The organism is Pseudomonas anguilliseptica (assembly GCF_900105355.1).
GTDB classification, from domain to species: domain Bacteria; phylum Pseudomonadota; class Gammaproteobacteria; order Pseudomonadales; family Pseudomonadaceae; genus Aquipseudomonas; species Aquipseudomonas anguilliseptica.
In genome coordinates, this window is record NZ_FNSC01000001.1 from 3635916 (window position 1) to 3653366 (window position 17451).

Below are 17451 nucleotides of genomic sequence, written 5' to 3' on the forward strand. Positions count from 1 at the left end.
TTATCCGGCGTCGCCCTTATCTCGGTGCTGCAGGGGCGCACAGGGATCGCGCCTTAAGTGGTTAAACCGACCTGCTCAGAGAAGTCGGCGACTGTTCGGTGTGCATGTCGTGCACCGTAGGGAAGGTAAGCAAGATGGTTCAGGTCAGAGCGCATCAGCCGATCAACGACGACGGCAGCATCAACCTTGAAGCCTGGCTCGGGCATGTGCTGAGTGTTGATCCGGCGTTGGATCGTGACGCCTTGCGCGAAGCCTGCGAGTTCGCCCGCGAGGCTGAGCAGCAGGCCAATGCCGCGAAGAATTTGTGGACTGAGGGCGCGTCGAGTTTCCGCTCCGGTCTGGAAATCGCCGAAATTCTCGCCGACCTCAAGCTCGATCAGGACTCCCTGGTTGCCGCCGTGATCTACCGCTGCGTACGCGAGGGCAAGGTGCCGTTGGCGCTGGTGCATCAGCGTTTCGGCTCGGTGGTGGCCAAGCTGGTGGAAGGCGTGTTGCGCATGGCCGCTATCAGCGCCTCCTTGAATCCGCGTGATTCTCTGGTGCTAGGCTCCCAGGCGCAGGTGGAGAACCTGCGCAAGATGCTCGTGGCCATGGTCGATGATGTGCGCGTGGCGCTGATCAAACTGGCTGAGCGCACCTGCGCGATCCGCGCGGTGAAAGAGGCCGATGACGAGAAGCGCCAGCGCGTGGCTCGCGAGGTGTTCGACATCTACGCACCGTTGGCTCACCGCCTGGGTATCGGCCATATCAAGTGGGAGCTGGAGGACCTGTCCTTCCGTTATCTGGAACCCGAGCAGTACAAGCAGATCGCCAAGCTGCTGCATGAGCGCCGGCTGGATCGCGAGCACTACATCAATGAAGTGATGGGTCAGCTGCGCGAGGAGTTGGAGGCCACCGGGATCAAGGCCGATATCAGCGGTCGGGCCAAACACATCTATTCGATCTGGCGCAAGATGCAGCGCAAAGGCCTGCAGTTCACCCAGATCTACGACGTGCGCGCGGTGCGCGTGCTGGTGCCCCAGGTGCGTGATTGCTACACGGCCCTGGGTATCGTGCACACCCTGTGGCGGCACATTCCCAAAGAGTTCGACGACTACATCGCCAACCCCAAGGAAAATGGCTACCGCTCGCTGCACACCGCCGTGCTCGGTCCGGAAGGAAAGGTGCTGGAAGTGCAGATCCGCACCCAGGCCATGCACGAGGAAGCCGAGCTGGGCGTGTGTGCGCACTGGCGCTATAAGGGAACCGACGTCAAAGCCAGCTCCAACCATTACGAAGAGAAGATTTCCTGGCTGCGTCAGGTGCTCGAATGGCACGAGGAACTGGGTGATATCGGCGGCCTGGCCGAGCAGCTGCGCGTGGATATCGAGCCGGACCGGGTCTATGTGTTCACTCCCGACGGTCACGCCATCGACCTGCCCAAGGGGGCGACGCCGCTGGATTTTGCTTACCGCGTGCACACCGAGATTGGTCACAACTGCCGGGGCGCGAAGATCAACGGGCGCATCGTGCCGCTCAACTACAGCCTGCAGACCGGCGAGCAGGTAGAGATCATCACCAGCAAGCACGGCACGCCGAGCCGCGACTGGCTGAACTCCAACCTGGGTTACGTCACCACCAGTCGGGCGCGGGCAAAGATCGTCCACTGGTTCAAACTGCAGGACCGCGACCAGAACGTCGCCGCAGGCAAGCAGCAGCTTGAGCGCGAACTGTTGCGTCTTGGCCTGCCGCATGTGGACTTCGAAAAACTGGCCGAGAAGGCCAATATGAAGACCAGCGAGGATCTGTTTGCCTCCCTCGGTGCCGGTGATCTGCGCCTGGCGCAACTGGTTAACCTGGCGCAACAGCTGGTCGAGCCGGATCGGGTCAACGAGCAGCTCGAACTGATCCCGCGCAAGGCCTTGGGCTTCAAGCCAGGTAAGCGTGGCGATATCCAGATTCAGGGCGTCGGCAACCTGCTGACGCAGATGGCTGGTTGCTGCCAGCCGCTGCCGGGCGATCCGATTGTCGGCTATATCACTCTGGGCCGTGGCGTGAGCATCCACCGTCAGGACTGTGCCTCGGTGCTGCAACTTGCCGGGCGTGAGCCGGAGCGAATTATTCAGGTCAACTGGGGACCGGTGCCGGTGCAGACCTATCCGGTGGAAATTGTTATCAAAGCCTACGACCGTTCCGGTCTGCTGCGTGACGTGACCCAGGTGTTGCTCAACGAAAAGCTCAATGTGCTGGCGGTGAATACCCGCTCGAACAAGGACGACAACACCGCGTCCATGTCGATCACCGTGGAGATTCCTGGGCTGGATGCGTTGGGCCGTCTGCTGGGGCGGATTTCCCAATTGCCGAATATTATCGAGGCCCGCCGCCATCGGGTTTCCTGAGGCGCTTGCGGCTTAACTGGATTTGCCATGTACCAACTCGACGACCTGCTGCACCTGATGGCCCGCCTGCGCGACCCGCAGCATGGCTGCCCATGGGACCTCAAGCAGAGCTACGCGACCATCGTGCCGCATACGATTGAAGAGGCCTACGAGGTGGCCGATGCTATCGAGCGCGGCGATTTTGATCATCTGCCCGGCGAGCTGGGCGATCTGCTGTTTCAGGTGGTGTATTACAGCCAGTTGGCCCGTGAAGAAGGGCGCTTCGAGTTTGCCCAGGTGGTCGATGGCATCACCACCAAGCTGATTCGCCGCCATCCTCATGTATTCCCCGATGGCGATCTGTATGGCGCGGTAGATGTGGCCAAGCTGGAAGAGGCCGCGGTCAAGCAGCGCTGGGAAGCGATCAAGGCCGAAGAGCGTGCCGAGAAGGCCACTGCCCCTGAGCAACTCTCGCTGCTTGACGACGTGCCCACGGCGCTGCCGTCGCTAAGCCGGGCAATCAAGTTGCAGAAGCGCGCCGCCCAGGTCGGCTTCGACTGGCCTGAAGCCTTGCCGGTGGTGGACAAGGTGCGCGAAGAGCTGGATGAAGTGCTCGAAGCCATGAGCGAGAACGACCCTGAGGCGATTGGCGAAGAAATCGGTGACCTGCTGTTTGTGGTCAGCAATCTGGCCCGGCACCTCAAGGTCGATCCGGAAACTGCTCTGCGTGCGGCCAACGCCAAGTTCGAACGGCGTTTTCGTTTTATCGAGCAGGCATTGCGCGAAGCGGGGCGCAGCATGGAAGATTGCGCCTTGGATGAATTGGACACGCTCTGGGGCGAAGCCAAGAAACTGGAAAAGCACTCCCCGAGTTGCTGAGCCCGCAGGGTGGATGACGCTCTTTTTATCCACCATCGGCAGGCACACGCTGGATGGTGAGGCGTAATCCAACGTGCGAATAGCGCGTCACGGTTGTGCTGGGTACGCCACTTAATATTGAAGGTTGGAAAGGTAGGTTATGGCTCTCTCACTACGCGATCAGTTGCTTAAAGCCGGGCTGGTCAACGAAAAGCAGGCCAAGCAGGCCGGCAAGCAGCAGCAGAAACAACAGCGCCTGGTGCATAAAGGTCAGGCCGAGAAGGACGAATCGCAAAAGCTTGCCGCCCAGCAGGCCATGGCCGAAAAGGCCGCGCGTGATCAGGAGCTGAATCGTCAGCAGCAGGAAAAGATCGAGCAGAAGGCCCGTGCCGCTCAGATCAAGCAACTGATTGAAGTCTCGCGTCTGCCCAAGCTGATCACCGAGGATTACTACAACTTCGTCGACGACAAAAAGGTCAAGCGCCTGTCGGTCAACACCCTGATGCGCAACAAACTCAGCAGCGGCTCACTGGCCATCGTGCGTCACGGCGGCGGCTACGAAGTGATCCCGCGCGAGGCCGCACTGAAGATTCAGGAGCGCGACGCCCAGCGCGTGGTGCTGCTCAACACCCCGACCGAAGCACCGGATGCCGATGATCCGTACGCGGCCTACCAGGTGCCCGATGATCTGATGTGGTGAGTACCTTGGCGTGACAGAGCCTTGCTCTAGCACTGTGCACGGCCGCTAGTGGCCTGTCTGGTTAATCCAATAACTCATTCCGAATTACGGCCAGCTTTGCTCGATGCACGGAGCTGATAATCGACTCAGCCGTTTTGCTCCAGCGGAACGGCTTAGCCGAATGTTCGTTATGAGCCTCAATGAAGCGACGTATCGCCGCTCTCAGGTCAGCCACGCTGCTGAAGGCATCACGATAAAGCGCCCGTCTTTCCAGTTGCGCAAACCAGCCCTCCACGGCGTTCAGCCACGAGGCGCTGGTCGGTGTGAAGTGCAGCTTGAAACGGGGATGCTTCTCCAGCCATTCCCTGACGGCAGCGGTCTTGTGAGTCGAGCTGTTGTCCAGAATTACATGCAGGTCCAGCTCGGCGGGGGTGCTGCGGTCGATCTGTCGAAGGAACTCCAAAAACTCCTTGGCCCTGTGCCGCTGGGTGATACGGCCGATGACCTTACCCGTCAGGATGTCAAAGGCTGCGTACAGACTGGCCGTACCGTGGCGCTTATAGTCATGCGTCCGCCGCTCAATCTGCCCGGGCTTGAGCGGCAGCATGGGCTGTGTGCGGTCCAGCGCCTGGATCTGTGTTTTTTCGTCAACAGATAGCACCAGGGCGTTGTCGGGCGGATTCAAATAGAGCCCGACGACATCGACCACTTTGTCTGCAAAGTGCGGGTCGTTACTGATCTTGAAGGTTTTCAACCGGTGCGGCTTGAGGTCGGCAGCAGCCCACACCTGTGCGACCTGCCAGATGCTGACCCCAGCGTACTTGGCCATCAACCGTAGGCTCCAGTGGGTAGCTTCGCGCGGGACTCGCTGGGTCGTCAGCGTCAGGATTTCCTTGATCTTCGCTTCGTTGAGCTTGCGAGGCGCTCCACTGCGCCGCAGGTCACTCAGCCCCTCCAGACCGGTCTCCTGGTAGCGTTTACGCCATTTGAAGACCACTGGCGCAGAGACTTGCAGCTGCTCGCTGATCTCCTTGGGCGTGAGACCGTTGGCCAGCAGCAACAGAATTCTGGCCCGCTGGCCGATGCTCTGAGGCAGCGATCCCATGCGTAACCAGCCTTGCAGCATGTCGGCATCACTGGGACTCAAGAAGAATGGGGCTGCTGGCCGGGCCATATGGGAGCTCAATTCATGACGATAGAGCGCGCAGTATACTGGCCCGACATTGGATTAACGAATTTTACAGACAGCTCGCTAGGCGGTTTACAGCTGCGTTGATAGCTGTACGTGAAGCGCGGGAAATGGCCATATCACCCAATGAGCTTGCTAGCCGTCCACTTGGCCCCTGCTACCCCATGCATGGATGTTACGCCAGCGTGGTGTTTTACAGGGTTCAGGCTTTAAGTATCGCCGCGGGCTCTAGGGAAACCCTGAAGAAGACTTCCTGAATTTGGCAAAATACCTGAACTCCACCCGCCGAGTTTTCCGATGAAGCAGATGACCTTCGCCGACGCCGAGTACGCCGGCAAGCGCAAGCAAACCCGCAAAGAGCTGTTCCTGATCGAGATGGATCAGGTTGTGCCGTGGAAGGGTTTGATTGCCTTGATCGAACCGCATTACCCCAAGGGTGAAGGCGGACGTCCAGCCTATCCGCTGATGGCGATGTTACGGGTTCATTTGATGCAGAACTGGTTCGGCTACAGCGACCCGGCGATGGAGGAGGCTCTGTACGAGACCACCATCCTGCGCCAGTTTGCGGGTCTGAGCCTGGAGCGCATTCCCGACGAAACCACCATCCTCAACTTCCGCCGATTGCTGGAGAAACACGAACTGGCTGCGGGCATCTTGGCCGTCATCAATGGCTATTTGGGTGACCGCGGTTTGTCATTGCGCCAAGGCACCATCGTCGATGCCACGCTGATCAATGCGCCGAGTTCGACCAAGAACAAGGACGGTAAGCGTGACCCGGAAATGCACCAGACCAAGAAGGGAAACCAGTATTACTTCGGCATGAAGGCGCACATCGGCGTCGATGACGAGTCGGGTTTAGTGCATAGCGTGATCGGCACGGCAGCCAATGTTGCAGACGTTACTCAGGTCGACAAGCTGCTACACGGCAAAGAAAACATGGTGGGTGCCGACGCGGGTTACACCGGCGTAGAGAAGCGGCCAGAACATGAAGGCCGTGAAGTGATCTGGCAGATCGCAGCCCGCCGCAGTACGTACAACACGTTGAGTAAGCGCAGCGCGCTGTACAAAGCCAAGCGCAAGATCGAGAAGGCCAAGGCGCAAGTTCGCGCCAAGGTCGAGCACCCGTTCCGGGTGATCAAGCGTCAGTTCGGTTATGTGAAGACGCGTTTCCGTGGCCTGGCCAAAAACACCGCACAACTGGTAACGCTGTTCGCCCTGTCGAACCTGTGGATGGCCCGTCGACATTTGCTGACGAATGCAGGAGAGGTGCGCCTGTAATGTGGGAAATGACCGCTGCGAGGTGCTCGCGGCGGCCAGAAACACCGAAATGAGCGGATGACTTGATCGTTTTTGATCAGTTTTCCGCTTTCAAAATCAGCGGAGGCTGAAGTTGACCGGAAATACAGGGCTACTTCAGACCATCCCTAGTTTGTCCCGGTACCAAAAAAACCAGCCTAAGAGGCCAAGTAGGCCTAACTGGCCTTGCCAGGGGATGTCCTCAATGGGCGCGGGAAGGGCGGCTTCAGGCACATGGCTCCCATCTATTTCTGCGGCCAGTTTTAGCTCCAGTGCTTGGCCGAAGTCACTGAACGTGTCTGCGTTCATGACAAAGGCATTGGTGCCGTCGGCGACATTATCTACATACCACTGTTGCAGTTCTCCGGCGGCGTAGTCCTGGCCAATGGTAATGCCGTTGATGGTGTCGATCCCTTGCGCCAGCGCCGCATCGCGCGCCTCTGCGGTGCTGAAACCGCTGTTCTGTATGCCATCGCCAGACACATCAATGACTTGCCGGGTTCCCTCAAAGCCATTGTCGGCGAACAACCCGGCCCCGTAGAGCAGGGCTGAGCCGGGTGCAGTCATATTGCTGTAGGGGCGTAACATATTGGCCAGGGTGTAAGTGAAGTTGTTGATCGCCTCGGTGCTGTCGAGCAGGGTCCACTCCGTTACGCTGGTTTGCTGGTTGGCACCGCTCCACATGACCATCAGCGCCAACACTTAATGGCAGTATTGGCTATCAGTGTGGTTGGAGACCTGGTGCGACTGGGCGCAATGGCGTTGGATGCAGACGTTTATGCCTTGTTGCATGAAGGCACGACAGCGGTTGCTTACCAATGGCTGCTGCTACTTATGTGTGGATATTGGCTGTTACATGACGCCAAGGCCCCCTGTTTCAACGGTCAGTGCTATGAATGCCGCACGCACGTGGCTTTTTCCGGTGCTGACATTGTTGATCGCGCTGTTTATTGTCATGCAGCGGGAGCCGCAAGCGCTGACATCGCCTGAATCTGTACAAACGGCCGTATTGGCTCAGTTGGCTGAACAGGGTTGGCAATGGAAAGGGAATGGGCGAACTCGCCATGCGGGTCTCTACCGGCTGCTGCTGCTCGAACACATGGCGTGCAAGGAACCGGCCTACCTCATCGTCAACCACAGTGGCAGTGAGACCCAGGGCAGTCTTGCTTTTGCGCGAGTGACGCACCGTATTGAGTGCCGCTTGAATGGTCAGGCGTATGCCACGTACCCGACGTTTTATCGTGAACTGTTGGCGGTTTGGACGCGTTTGGGCAGGGCTGCGCCATTACTCGACTACTGGATTGCGCTGCCGGTCCACTGTCGGTGATGTGCTCTAAATCCTCGGCGTTATGTTCGGAGGTACTCGCTCATGCAGTCGCCTTCTGGCTTGCGCTGGGCCGCTGCGTGCAGCCCAGTGCCCGTGTACCCGCTTAACCCGCATGCAGGTATTAACAGGCTTGTTGGCTGGCCAATTGGCTAAGTAAGCCCTGATAGCGAGCCAGGGTTTTTTCTGAGCCCAGGGCCAGAGGGGTCAATGAGGTTAAACCAAGCACTTGGTTGATGCGTTGCGGACTGCCTATCAGGCAGTCCGCAGCACTGGCGCGCGTTGGGGCTTGCATAACCAGATTGATACCGTGGTGCAATTGGCTCAGCAAGCGAGCTACTTCATTCGTGCTGTGCCCGCAACCGGTACAGGCATTCAGCAGGGGAGCTTGCTCACTGGCAATACTCATGGCCGCACTGAGCATGCCCACTGCATCATCGATATAGAGGTAGTCGCGTATTTGATGGCCGCTGCCCTCAATAAGCAGGGGGCGACCTTGTACCAGGCTGCAGGCAAAGCGCGATACCACACTGTCACTGTCACTGTCACTGTGGCTGCCGGTGGCCGCGCCAGGGCCGTACACGTTAAACAAGCGCAGAATACAACTGGCGATGCCGTATTCGCGACTGTACTGCTGTATTTGCAGTTCACTGCAGCGTTTATCGCTACCAATGCTGTTCAACGGCGTGGTTGGGTGATCTTCGCTGACCTGCAGAAAACCAGGGTTGCCGTAGACTTCAGCGGTTGAGGCGTACACCAGTTTGATGGCGCGCTGGCGATCAATTCGCTGCAAGCAGTTGAGTAAACTAAACGTGCTGCCAAAGTTCATTTCATGGGCGGTAATGCCTTGTGGCGGTTTTTGATTCAGGCTATTGAGTGCCGCCAGGTGAAATACGCCATCTGCGTCACGCAAGTACTCCTCTAGCAGTAACTGGCTACGGCAATCGCCTTGGATAAAGTCCACCGCTGTGGGTAAGTCGTTGGCGTGGCTGGTTGTCAGGTTGTCGATGATGCGTACTTGGTGGCCTTGGCTTAACAGGTGCTGTGTCAAATGCCGTCCAATAAAACCGCAGCCGCCGGTAATCAGATAAGTTGCCATGATCGTATCTCCAGATAGCCATGAGGGCATGGGTCTCTTTGCAAATAGGTCGCCAAACATTGAGCTGAACCTCTGCGACCTGCTGCCTGGGGACTTTCAGAGCAGTGACCTATCGATCAATCGCGGCACTTCGCAAATTGCAATGCGTTGTGCAATGCGTAATAGGCGCGGTGTCCTATAACCGCCGCTTAATGTTATCAGAATGCTGGCCTGCTTCTTGCGATGTCTCCTCGCAGCGAGGAGGACAACAGCATGCAACCTGTTCAGACGATATGGCTGGCTCTCGACAGCCGCAGTAATGGTGGTGTTGAGTCCCATGTTGCCGAGCTGGCCATGGCACTGACTCAGCAGGGCTTCGCGGTGACCGTGGTGCTACTGGCCGATTACGGATCGCACCCGTTGGCTGAGCGCTTGTGTCAGGGCGGTGTGAACCTGCTCAAGCTCAATGGTCGCCCCTGGAGCTTGTTCACCGCTCTGCAATCAGCGCATCCGGATTTACTGCATACCCATGGTTACAAGGCTGGAATATTGGGGCGGCTTTATGCGCGGTTGTTGCGTATCGCAGTAGTGTCCACCTTTCACGCCGGGGAAATCGCGCAGGGGCGTTTGCGTTGTTACCAACGTTTGGATGAACTCAGCGCACCGTTGGCCCCGGCTATGGCGGTGAGTGAGGCGATTGCGTTGCGCCTTAATTGCCGGGCTGCCGTGGTGGATAACTTTGTCGCTGTGCCCCAGCTACCTGCGCGCATTGTGCCGCGCACCGTGGCTTTCGTCGGGCGGTTCAGCCACGAGAAAGGCCCGGATCGCTTCATCAGCATTGCCCGCCTCTTGCCTGAGGTCAGCTTCTTGATGTTCGGCGATGGTCCGTTGCGTGAAGAGCTTGAGCGTATTGCACCGAGCAATGTGCGCTTTATGGGTATGGTGCCCAGCATGCAGCCACATTGGTCTGAGATCGGCTTGCTATGCATGCCTTCTCGTCATGAGGGCTTGCCGATGGCTGCACTGGAAGCGATGGCGCACGGTGTTGTAGTGGCCAGTTTCGCCGTAGGAGGTGTGCCGCGTCTGCGCTTGGGGAGTGCTGGAGGCTATCTGTGCCCAGAGTCAGACGAGGCGGCCTTAACCGCGAGTGTCATCAGTTGGACGCGGTTGACCAGTGGCCGTCGCCAATTACAAGCGGAACATGCTCGGCAACGCATTCTTCAAGGATTCACCGCAGCGGCGGCACTGCCCGCCATTTTGCAGGTGTATGCCCAAGCCAAAGGTGCCGCGTGAGCGTGCTTGTGCTGCGCTGGCAGCAGTGGCTCGGTAAAGCAGTCACTGCTGATTTGCTGCGCCAGGGGCTGTTCTACGGCTTGGGCATTGTCTTGATGAAGGGCATCTCGCTGTTCATGTTGCCAGTGTTCACCGCCTACCTGGCACCTGCCGAGTACGGTCGGCTGGAGGTGGTCTTAGCATTGGCCTGCATAGCCACGCTGTTACTCAGCGCCGGTTTGAGTGAAGCGCTTTATCGCTATGCCGGCTTGGCACCGAACGAGGGAGAACGCGTGGCCGTGCTGCGTGACGTGTTCGCCGCTTCGTGGTTGATGGGCAGTGCAGGGTTGCTGTGTGGCTGGCTGTTGGCCGCGCCGCTGGCAGCCTGGCTACCCGGCCAGGTGAGCGCCTATGAGGTGCAATTGCTGGCGATTGCCGTGGCGCTGGAAGGGTGCATTGGAATTCCATTGGCTTGGCTGAGGATGTGCGATCGAGCGGTCAGTTTCTTCATGCTGACCAGCGGCAAAGTCGTGCTGCAGACCAGTTTGACGTGGTGGTGCCTGGCCCAGGGACAGGGTGTCGAGGGGGTGTTGTTGGCAGGGGCATTATCGTCCATGGTGTTGGCTGCCTGGCTGGCAATTGATCAGGTGCGCGTCTACGGTGTGGCGTTACGCTGGCAGCGCTTGCCCAGTTTGCTGGTTTACGGCATGCCTATGATGGTCAGTGGTTTTGCCGGTTTTATGCTGGCCGGTCTGGACCGTTGGTGGTTGGCAGCTCAGGTTGGTGAAGCGGCCATGGCACCCTACGCGTTGGCGGCCAAATTGGCGTTGGCGTGTGGCATTTTGCTGCAGCCTTTTTCGTTGTGGTGGTATCCACGGCGCTTTCTGTTGTTGAAACAGAGCGACGGCCTGCAGCGCACCGCCCGAGGGGCGGTGCTGGGTAGCATCTTGAGCGTGACGGCCTGTGGCGCGGTTGGATTGATTGCCCCGCTGTTGATCCTCTGGTTGACGCCCAGCGACTATCATCAAGCGATCCATTACATCCCGCTTCTGGTGATTGCCATGGCGCTTAAACAGATGGCCGAACTGCTTAATTTGGGTTGCTATGTCGACAAGCACAGTCATACCCAAATGCTGATTAATATCTTCAGTGCTGCCCTGGCGGTGTTGGCGTATGCCTGTTGGGTTGAGTCATACGCGGTGTATGGCGTGTTGTGGGCAATGTTACTCAGTTACGGGGTGCGACTGCTGTTGTTCTATTGGTTCAGCCAGCGGCGCATGGCTCTGCCTTATGCATTAGGGCCGCTGTATGCCTGCTCAGCAGCGGCGCTTGGGGTGCTGTGGCTGGGGCAGTGGCTGGCGCGGTGGTGCAGTTGACAGTGCCGGTGTTGTCGCGCTGGCGACAGGCTGTAGGGGGGGCGCTGACATGCGTGCTGCTCTGTACGCTCTGGTGGCTGTACCCGCACCCGGTGTTGATCATAGTCCTTGCGGTTCTGCCAATGGTGGGCCTTGCCGCATTGCGCCAGCCTTTTCTGGTCGTGTTGGCCTTTGTGATTTTTTCGTTTTTCCGTATCCATGAGGTGATCCCTCAACTGAACCCTCTGCGCTTGCCGCAGCTACTGGCCGCCGGTGCACTGGCGGTATTGGCCTGGCATGTGTTGATCAGCAAGCAGATCAAGCCGTACTGGAGCCGCGAACTGAGTTGGCTGTGTGTGTTCTTTCTTTTGGTGACGTTCGGCATTTCACTGGCCAGTAATCGGGGAGAGGCGATTGCCATGTGGAGCGGGGTCTACGTTAAGATTTTTATCATGACCCTGGCCACCTGCTGGTTATTGCGTCGGCCGCAAGATTTCAGTTTGGCTGCGCGTTTGTTTGTCCTCAGTGGTTTACTGGTGGCGGCTGTGGCCTTGATTAACAAGGCCACGGGAGTGGGACTGGTTGAGGAAACACGGGTCACGATTGGCCGGGATATTGGTTCAGTTCTGGGTGACCCCAATGATTTAGCCCTGGTGCTGCTGTTTCCGGCGAGCTTTGCCCTGGCCCTGGGGTTGGGGCGCGGGCTGGCCCGTTGGGAAAAAATCTTTGGAGTGTTGGGGTTCGGCTTGGTGGTGGCTGCAGTCGTGGCCACACAGAGCCGCGGTGGGTTGTTGGGGGTCATTGCTGTGACGGGGGTTTTTGCCTGGCGTCGGGTGCAAAACAAGGTACTGCTGGTCAGTGTCGGGGTCATGGCTCTGTCGGTGTTATTCGTTGCCGCCGGGATTTCCGGTCGTGCCAGTGGCGGTGCTGGGGAGGAGGGCATCGATCAGTCAGCAATGGGCCGCTTATATGCATGGGAGGCTGCGTTTGGCATGGCACTGGACCATCCATTCAGTGGCGTTGGCTTAGCTAACTTTTACTACAACTATTACTTCTACAGTCCACATTGGGATGGCCTTAACCATGCGGTGCATTCCACGTGGTTCGGTGTATTGGCAGAAACCGGATTCCTTGGTTTGGGGGTGTTCTTGACCCTGGTTATCAGTGCGCTATGGCGGGCCTGGTGCGCCTGTCAAAGCCAGGCGATGGCATTAGCCCCCCCGCCTCTGGCGGCAGGTATGGAGGCGGCCATGGCCGGTTTGGTGGGCTTTGTGGTCTCTGGCACCTTTCTTACACAAGGCTTTACCTGGCCGTTTTACCTGCAGTTAGCTTTGGCCGTGGCCGCGATGCGGCGCCTGCAGGCCGTACCGTTGCAAAATGCAATCGATGGCATGCAAGTTGCGAAGAAGACGCCTTGAATGTGTTATTTTTTTTATAAAGTCTATTTAAATTAATTAGTTAAGATAATGGCTCGGCTCTTGCTGGGTAACACTGTGTATCTGAACATTGGTGCTGCAGGTGTTAAACAGGAGCCGTGGTATGTCTAGCTCAACGCCGATTCTATTCACGCATTATGGTGACGATTGGATTCGTGGCAGCGAGCGCTGTCTGCTTGATTTATTAAGTCACCTGGATCGTAAGCGCTTCACGCCCTATCTCTGGTGTAACAGTCCGGTTATGGCTCGGGCTGCCGAAGCGTTGCAGGTGCATGTAACACAACAAGCCTTTCCCGTCTTACTGGGCTGGCAAGCGCCGCGTTTTGATTGGCGTGGCTACCGTCAATTGCTTCGTAGCGGGCGAGCGTTGATCGAGCAACATGCGATCAAGCTGTTGCATGCCAATAGCGGCGCACCGTGCCAGTGGCTGGTGCCATTGGCGCGGCAGCATAAGCTGCCATTGCTGGCTCATCTGCATGCCCGTTATCTGTTACGTGATCGCTGCACGCTCCGGCTCTCAGCCGTGGATCTGGCTGTGGGGGTTAGTCAGCCGGTATTAGCGGGTTTGCTTGCTGATGGTATGCGTGAGTCGCGTTTGCAGGTCGTGCCCAATGGCATTGACGTAAAACGCTTGGAGAAACAGCCCGTGCAGGACATGCGTGCTTTGTTGCACTTACCCTCAACCACGCCTTTGCTGGCGACGCTGGGCTCACTGATTGAGCGTAAAGGCGTGGATATCCTGGTAGAGGCGCTGCGTCAGTTGCATGCGGACGGCCTGGCTGCGCATCTGTTGGTAATCGGTGAGGGACCTGAGCGGGCAGCGCTGGAGAGCTTGGCGCACCGCCTTGGTCTGCATGATTATGTGCATTTTCTGGGTGAGTCGGCTGTGCCGCTGGGTATTTTGCGCGGCGGGGTCGATGTGCTGGTCAGTGGCGCGCGCGAAGAGGTGTTTGGACTCGCTTTGGCAGAGGGCAGTTGCGCCGGCTTGCCAGTAGTGGCTCCGCGCGTGGGAGGTATCGCGGAGGTAATTGAGCATGGCCACAGTGGTGTACTGGTGCCGACCAATGACAGTGGTGCTTTGGCTCAAGCCATTGCACAGCTATTGCGTAACCCGACGCTGGCTAAGCAAATGGGCAAGACTGGCCGCCAACGGGTGTTGCAGTGCTTTACCGCATCAACCAATGCGCAGGCGCTGCAGGCCTGTTACGACCGTTTGTTACAGGCCGCTCCCCGTGCTGACCGAGGTTATGACCTGGCGTGCTGGCGTTGGGCTCAGCGCGCACTGCAATTGCGCTTGACTGGCAACCGCGTAGCTGAACCCTGGCTATAAGGAGGTCACATGAGTTGTGCTCACTGTGTTGTGGTTGACACGATTCCCTACCGAGGGGGCTCGAAAATAGCCACCGAAAAAGCGCTGCGTTTGTTTATTGAACAGGGTGGGCAGGTGAGTGTGCTTGGCCGAGACCCCAGTTCGTGGAAATTGCCAGGTGTTCGTTACTGGCGGCTGAGGGAATGGTCTGTGTTGGTTCGGCGTGAGCAAGGGCTGGGGTATTTTCTTCGCCATGGCCTGATTTTTATTCAGTTGTGCGCGCTGCTATTTTTTAAACGCCCAACCGTAATGCTCGGCGCTTCAGGGCCAGGTAATGACTTGGCTATATACCTGGCTCGGTGGCTATGGAACGTTCCGTTGGTGCAGTGGATCCATGGTCCTGTGGCGTGTTCCCGTACCCTCGGTCGAGCCCTGTGTCTGGCTGATTGGGTGTTCTACCTGTCCAGCAGTCGGCCCAGTCTCGAGGCGGCACTGCACGTGTATGCGGGGGCGGAGGTGGCTCAGGAATACCTGGCCAACCCCCGTTGGCAACCCATCTGCAATGGCTTGGCCCGGCAGGAATGGCCGACGCGTTGTCAAACGAAGCAGGTGCCGCAGCTTTTTTGGGCGGCCTCTTTACTCAAGTGGAAAGGGTTGGACGTGTTGATTGAGGCCTTGCAGTGCCTGCCGGAACCTTTGCCTGCGCACATCTGCTATTTACGCCCAGCGCAGACCGCATTATCCGTCAGCGAGATCTGCCCGCAGTTGCCCGCCAGCCACTGGTATGAGGCTCCGAACAGCCTGGATGCGCTGCGTGCCCGCTGCAATATTTTTGTCTCCACCAGCAGCCAAGAACCCTTTGGTCTGTCTGTGCTGGAAGCCATGGCAGCGGGTTTGGCGGTGTTGATCCCTGCCGATGGTGCTTACTGGGACGAGCACCTCACGGACGGTAAGGACTGCCTGAAATACGCACCGGGCAATGCTCGGGCGTTGGCCGAGTGCCTGCTGCGCCTCAAGCATGACGCTGAACTGCGTGATCGCTTGGGGCGGGCCGCAACGTTACAGGCGCTGGCTTACCGTGCCGAGCGTGTCTACCAGCCTGTCGTGTCTGTGTTGAAGGCTGTTTAAAGCTGGCAGGGTGTGTAGCCGGGTAAGCAATCCGCATTGCAATTTGCAAATAATCAGCCCATGGAGCTGGGCTTATTTCAGAAATTTCCCTGCATTGTCCGCAAACGCCTGCTTTAGAGGGGGTTGGTCCACAGGGAGGAAGTTGGCCCAAGCCCTGCAAGCCTTGTCATATACCCGCCTGATGACGAGGTTCCCCATGCAACAGTTAAAGCAATGGATCAAACACGGAAACACCCCGCTGGCGCGCAATGCCTGGCGGCTGGCCCAGGCTGTGCGTCACGCGCAAATGCCGCTTATCCCTGGGGTACATCGTGCTCTCTACCTAGGTTATGAAACAACGCGTCAGGCGCTGAGCACCTTGGCGCGTTGTATATGGTGGACGCCGCTCCTGCAGTCCCGGCTGCAAGCGCCAGCGCCACGCTTGTACCTGTATGGCGGTTTACCAGCGATTCTTGGGCCGTTGCACCTACGCATTGGGGCGGATTGCCGGGTGGCAGGGCGAACCACGCTGTCGGGTCGCGGGGTTGAAGGCCAGCCGGCAGTGCTCGAGGTGGGGCGTAACTGTGATATTGGCTGGGGCAGCAGCATTGCTGTTGGACGCCGAGTGGTGCTGGGCGACAACGTTCGCCTAGCCCCCAACTGTTTCTTGGCCGGTTATCCCGGGCACCCAATGAATGCCGCCGAGCGGGCTGCTGGCCTACCCGAACGCCCGGAGCAGATCGGTGACATTGTCCTGGCTGCCGACGTGTGGTTGGGCACTGGTGTGATGGTGATGGCAGGGGTGCATATCGGAGCCGGAACGGTGGTGGCCGCTGGCAGTGTTGTGACCCGCAATTTGCCCGCCGGGGTGTTGGCGGGTGGTTCGCCGGCCCGAGTACTGCGTCCATTAATTGAAAATGACCTTGGCACTGGAGTGTTGGCATGAGCACACGCGACTTGGTGGTTTTTGCAGAAGACTGGGCCAGCCATCCCAGCAGTACACAGCACTTGATTAAGCGCCTGAGCGAGCACTATCGGGTGCTCTGGGTCAACTCGATTGGCTTGCGTCGGCCACGCCTGTGTGCGACGGATATGCAGCGTGTTTATCGCAAACTGCTCTCCATGTGTGCCGGACAAGTGAGCGCTGAACCGTCCAATACGCCAACAGGGTCGATTCATGTGCTCAGGCCGCGGGTAATATCCTGGCCTGGAAGCCGTGTGGCAGCGGCTCTCAATCGTCTTCTGCTAGGCCGTCAACTGCGCCATGCCATGGACGCTCTAGGCATGTCCAGGCCCCTGGTTTGGACCTCCTTGCCCAGTGCTATCGAAGTGCTGGATGAGCTGGATCCCAGTGCCGTTATTTATTACTGCGGGGATGACTTTTCGGCCTTGGCGGGTGTGGATCATGCCCCTGTTGCCGACCAGGAAGCGCGCGTGCTCGCGCGTGCCGACCTGATACTGGCCGCCAGTGAGACCTTGGCACAGCGGTTTCCAGCGGCCAAAACACATTGTTTGCCACATGGTGTGGACACACAACAGTTTGCGAAAAAGCAATGGCCACGACCAGCGGATCTACCCGCGGGCAAACCGATTGCCGGGTTTTATGGCAGCCTCAGCAACTGGCTGGACCAGGCAATGCTCAAGCAGGTAGCGCAAGCCCTGCCAGATTGGAACATCGTGTTGATTGGCCCCTGTCAGTGCAATATCGACTCACTCTTACGTGAGCCAAACATAACTTGGCTGGGGCCCAAGGCGCATGAGGCGTTGCCAGCCTATGTGCAGCATTGGCAGGTAAGTTTGCTGCCATTTGTGGATAACGCGCAGATCCGTGCGTGCAATCCGTTGAAGTTGCGCGAATACCTGGCCAGTGGCAAACCAGTGGTGAGCACGGCCTTTCCAGCAGTTATGCCATACCGTGACAGTCTGCATCTGGCTGACAGTGCAGAACATTTTGCACGGGCCATCGTGACGGCAGCAGTGGATGCCCCCGCACCTGGTGAACAGTGGTTGGAGCGACTTGACGACTGGAGAAGTGTGCGTCGCCTGGCGCAAGCCGCCGAGCGTCGGCAGGCGTGTGTGCACAGCGAAAGTTGGGAGCAGCGTACGGATGTTCTGGCTGGCTTGCTGAGGGCGCTATGAGATCCCTCTGGTGGTGGTTGTTAGGCAGTTGCTGGGTTGTTAGCGTGAGCGT

At 58.3% G+C, this 17451-nt stretch carries 15 protein-coding genes; 12 read left to right on the forward strand and 3 right to left on the reverse strand.

The features are described 5' to 3' along the window. Nucleotides 1–134: 134 nt before the first annotated feature. The 3 genes from relA to BLW24_RS17785 all read left to right on the forward strand — a co-directional run bounded on the left by relA (nt 135) and on the right by BLW24_RS17785 (nt 3915). Nucleotides 135–2378 carry a GTP diphosphokinase gene (gene relA / locus BLW24_RS17775; protein WP_090385045.1) on the forward strand — a complete coding sequence of 748 codons (2244 nt, stop codon included), beginning with the start codon at nt 135–137 and terminating at the stop codon, nt 2376–2378. 27 nt (nt 2379–2405) lie between these two features. Further along, on the forward strand, nt 2406–3236 hold the full coding sequence (gene mazG / locus BLW24_RS17780) for a nucleoside triphosphate pyrophosphohydrolase (protein WP_090385052.1): 831 nt from the start codon (nt 2406–2408) through the stop codon (nt 3234–3236). 139 nt (nt 3237–3375) lie between these two features. Continuing rightward, nucleotides 3376–3915, forward strand: coding sequence for a DUF2058 domain-containing protein (locus tag BLW24_RS17785; protein ID WP_090385057.1), 540 nt, complete (start codon nt 3376–3378; stop codon nt 3913–3915). Nucleotides 3916–3976: 61 nt separating this feature from the next. On the opposite strand, the gene BLW24_RS17790 is transcribed toward BLW24_RS17785, so the two are convergent. Next, nucleotides 3977–5068, reverse strand: coding sequence for an IS630 family transposase (locus tag BLW24_RS17790; protein ID WP_090375546.1), 1092 nt, complete (start codon nt 5066–5068; stop codon nt 3977–3979). A 312-nt stretch (nt 5069–5380) separates the two neighbouring features. Between BLW24_RS17790 and BLW24_RS17795 the strand changes: the two genes are divergently transcribed. Next, a complete protein-coding gene (locus BLW24_RS17795) occupies nt 5381–6361 on the forward strand; it encodes an IS5 family transposase (RefSeq protein ID WP_090375421.1) in 981 nt (326 codons plus the stop codon). 135 nt (nt 6362–6496) lie between these two features. Here the strand turns inward: BLW24_RS17795 and BLW24_RS17800 are convergent, their stop codons facing one another. Then, nucleotides 6497–7081 carry a DUF1194 domain-containing protein gene (locus BLW24_RS17800; RefSeq protein ID WP_208600191.1) on the reverse strand — a complete coding sequence of 195 codons (585 nt, stop codon included), beginning with the start codon at nt 7079–7081 and terminating at the stop codon, nt 6497–6499. Between the two features lie 190 nt (nt 7082–7271). Between BLW24_RS17800 and BLW24_RS17805 the strand changes: the two genes are divergently transcribed. Then, nucleotides 7272–7706: a hypothetical protein gene (locus BLW24_RS17805; RefSeq protein ID WP_090385065.1), complete on the forward strand. Its 435-nt coding sequence runs from the start codon at nt 7272–7274 to the stop codon at nt 7704–7706. A 121-nt stretch (nt 7707–7827) separates the two neighbouring features. On the opposite strand, the gene BLW24_RS17810 is transcribed toward BLW24_RS17805, so the two are convergent. Next, nucleotides 7828–8802, reverse strand: coding sequence for an NAD-dependent epimerase/dehydratase family protein (locus tag BLW24_RS17810; protein WP_167360393.1), 975 nt, complete (start codon nt 8800–8802; stop codon nt 7828–7830). 252 nt (nt 8803–9054) lie between these two features. On the opposite strand from BLW24_RS17810, the gene BLW24_RS17815 reads away from it, so the two are divergent. From BLW24_RS17815 to BLW24_RS17845, 7 genes are all read left to right on the forward strand, one after another. After that, nucleotides 9055–10074, forward strand: coding sequence for a glycosyltransferase family 4 protein (locus tag BLW24_RS17815; protein ID WP_167360394.1), 1020 nt, complete (start codon nt 9055–9057; stop codon nt 10072–10074). After that, nucleotides 10071–11429, forward strand: coding sequence for a lipopolysaccharide biosynthesis protein (locus BLW24_RS17820; protein ID WP_208600192.1), 1359 nt, complete (start codon nt 10071–10073; stop codon nt 11427–11429). Before BLW24_RS17815 ends, BLW24_RS17820 begins: the two co-directional genes overlap by 4 nt. Further along, nucleotides 11405–12826, forward strand: coding sequence for an O-antigen ligase family protein (locus tag BLW24_RS17825; RefSeq protein WP_208600193.1), 1422 nt, complete (start codon nt 11405–11407; stop codon nt 12824–12826). Before BLW24_RS17820 ends, BLW24_RS17825 begins: the two co-directional genes overlap by 25 nt. Before the next feature lie 121 nt (nt 12827–12947). Then, on the forward strand, nt 12948–14174 hold the full coding sequence (locus BLW24_RS17830) for a glycosyltransferase (RefSeq protein ID WP_090385081.1): 1227 nt from the start codon (nt 12948–12950) through the stop codon (nt 14172–14174). Nucleotides 14175–14183: 9 nt separating this feature from the next. Then, nucleotides 14184–15281: a glycosyltransferase family 4 protein gene (locus BLW24_RS17835; protein WP_090385083.1), complete on the forward strand. Its 1098-nt coding sequence runs from the start codon at nt 14184–14186 to the stop codon at nt 15279–15281. Between the two features lie 196 nt (nt 15282–15477). After that, complete coding sequence (locus BLW24_RS17840; protein ID WP_208600194.1) at nt 15478–16206, forward strand: acyltransferase; 729 nt, start codon at nt 15478–15480, stop codon at nt 16204–16206. 383 nt (nt 16207–16589) lie between these two features. Continuing rightward, entirely contained in the window at nt 16590–17399 is an 810-nt protein-coding gene (locus BLW24_RS17845) for a glycosyltransferase (RefSeq protein ID WP_208600195.1), read from the forward strand. Nucleotides 17400–17451: the final 52 nt, after the last annotated feature.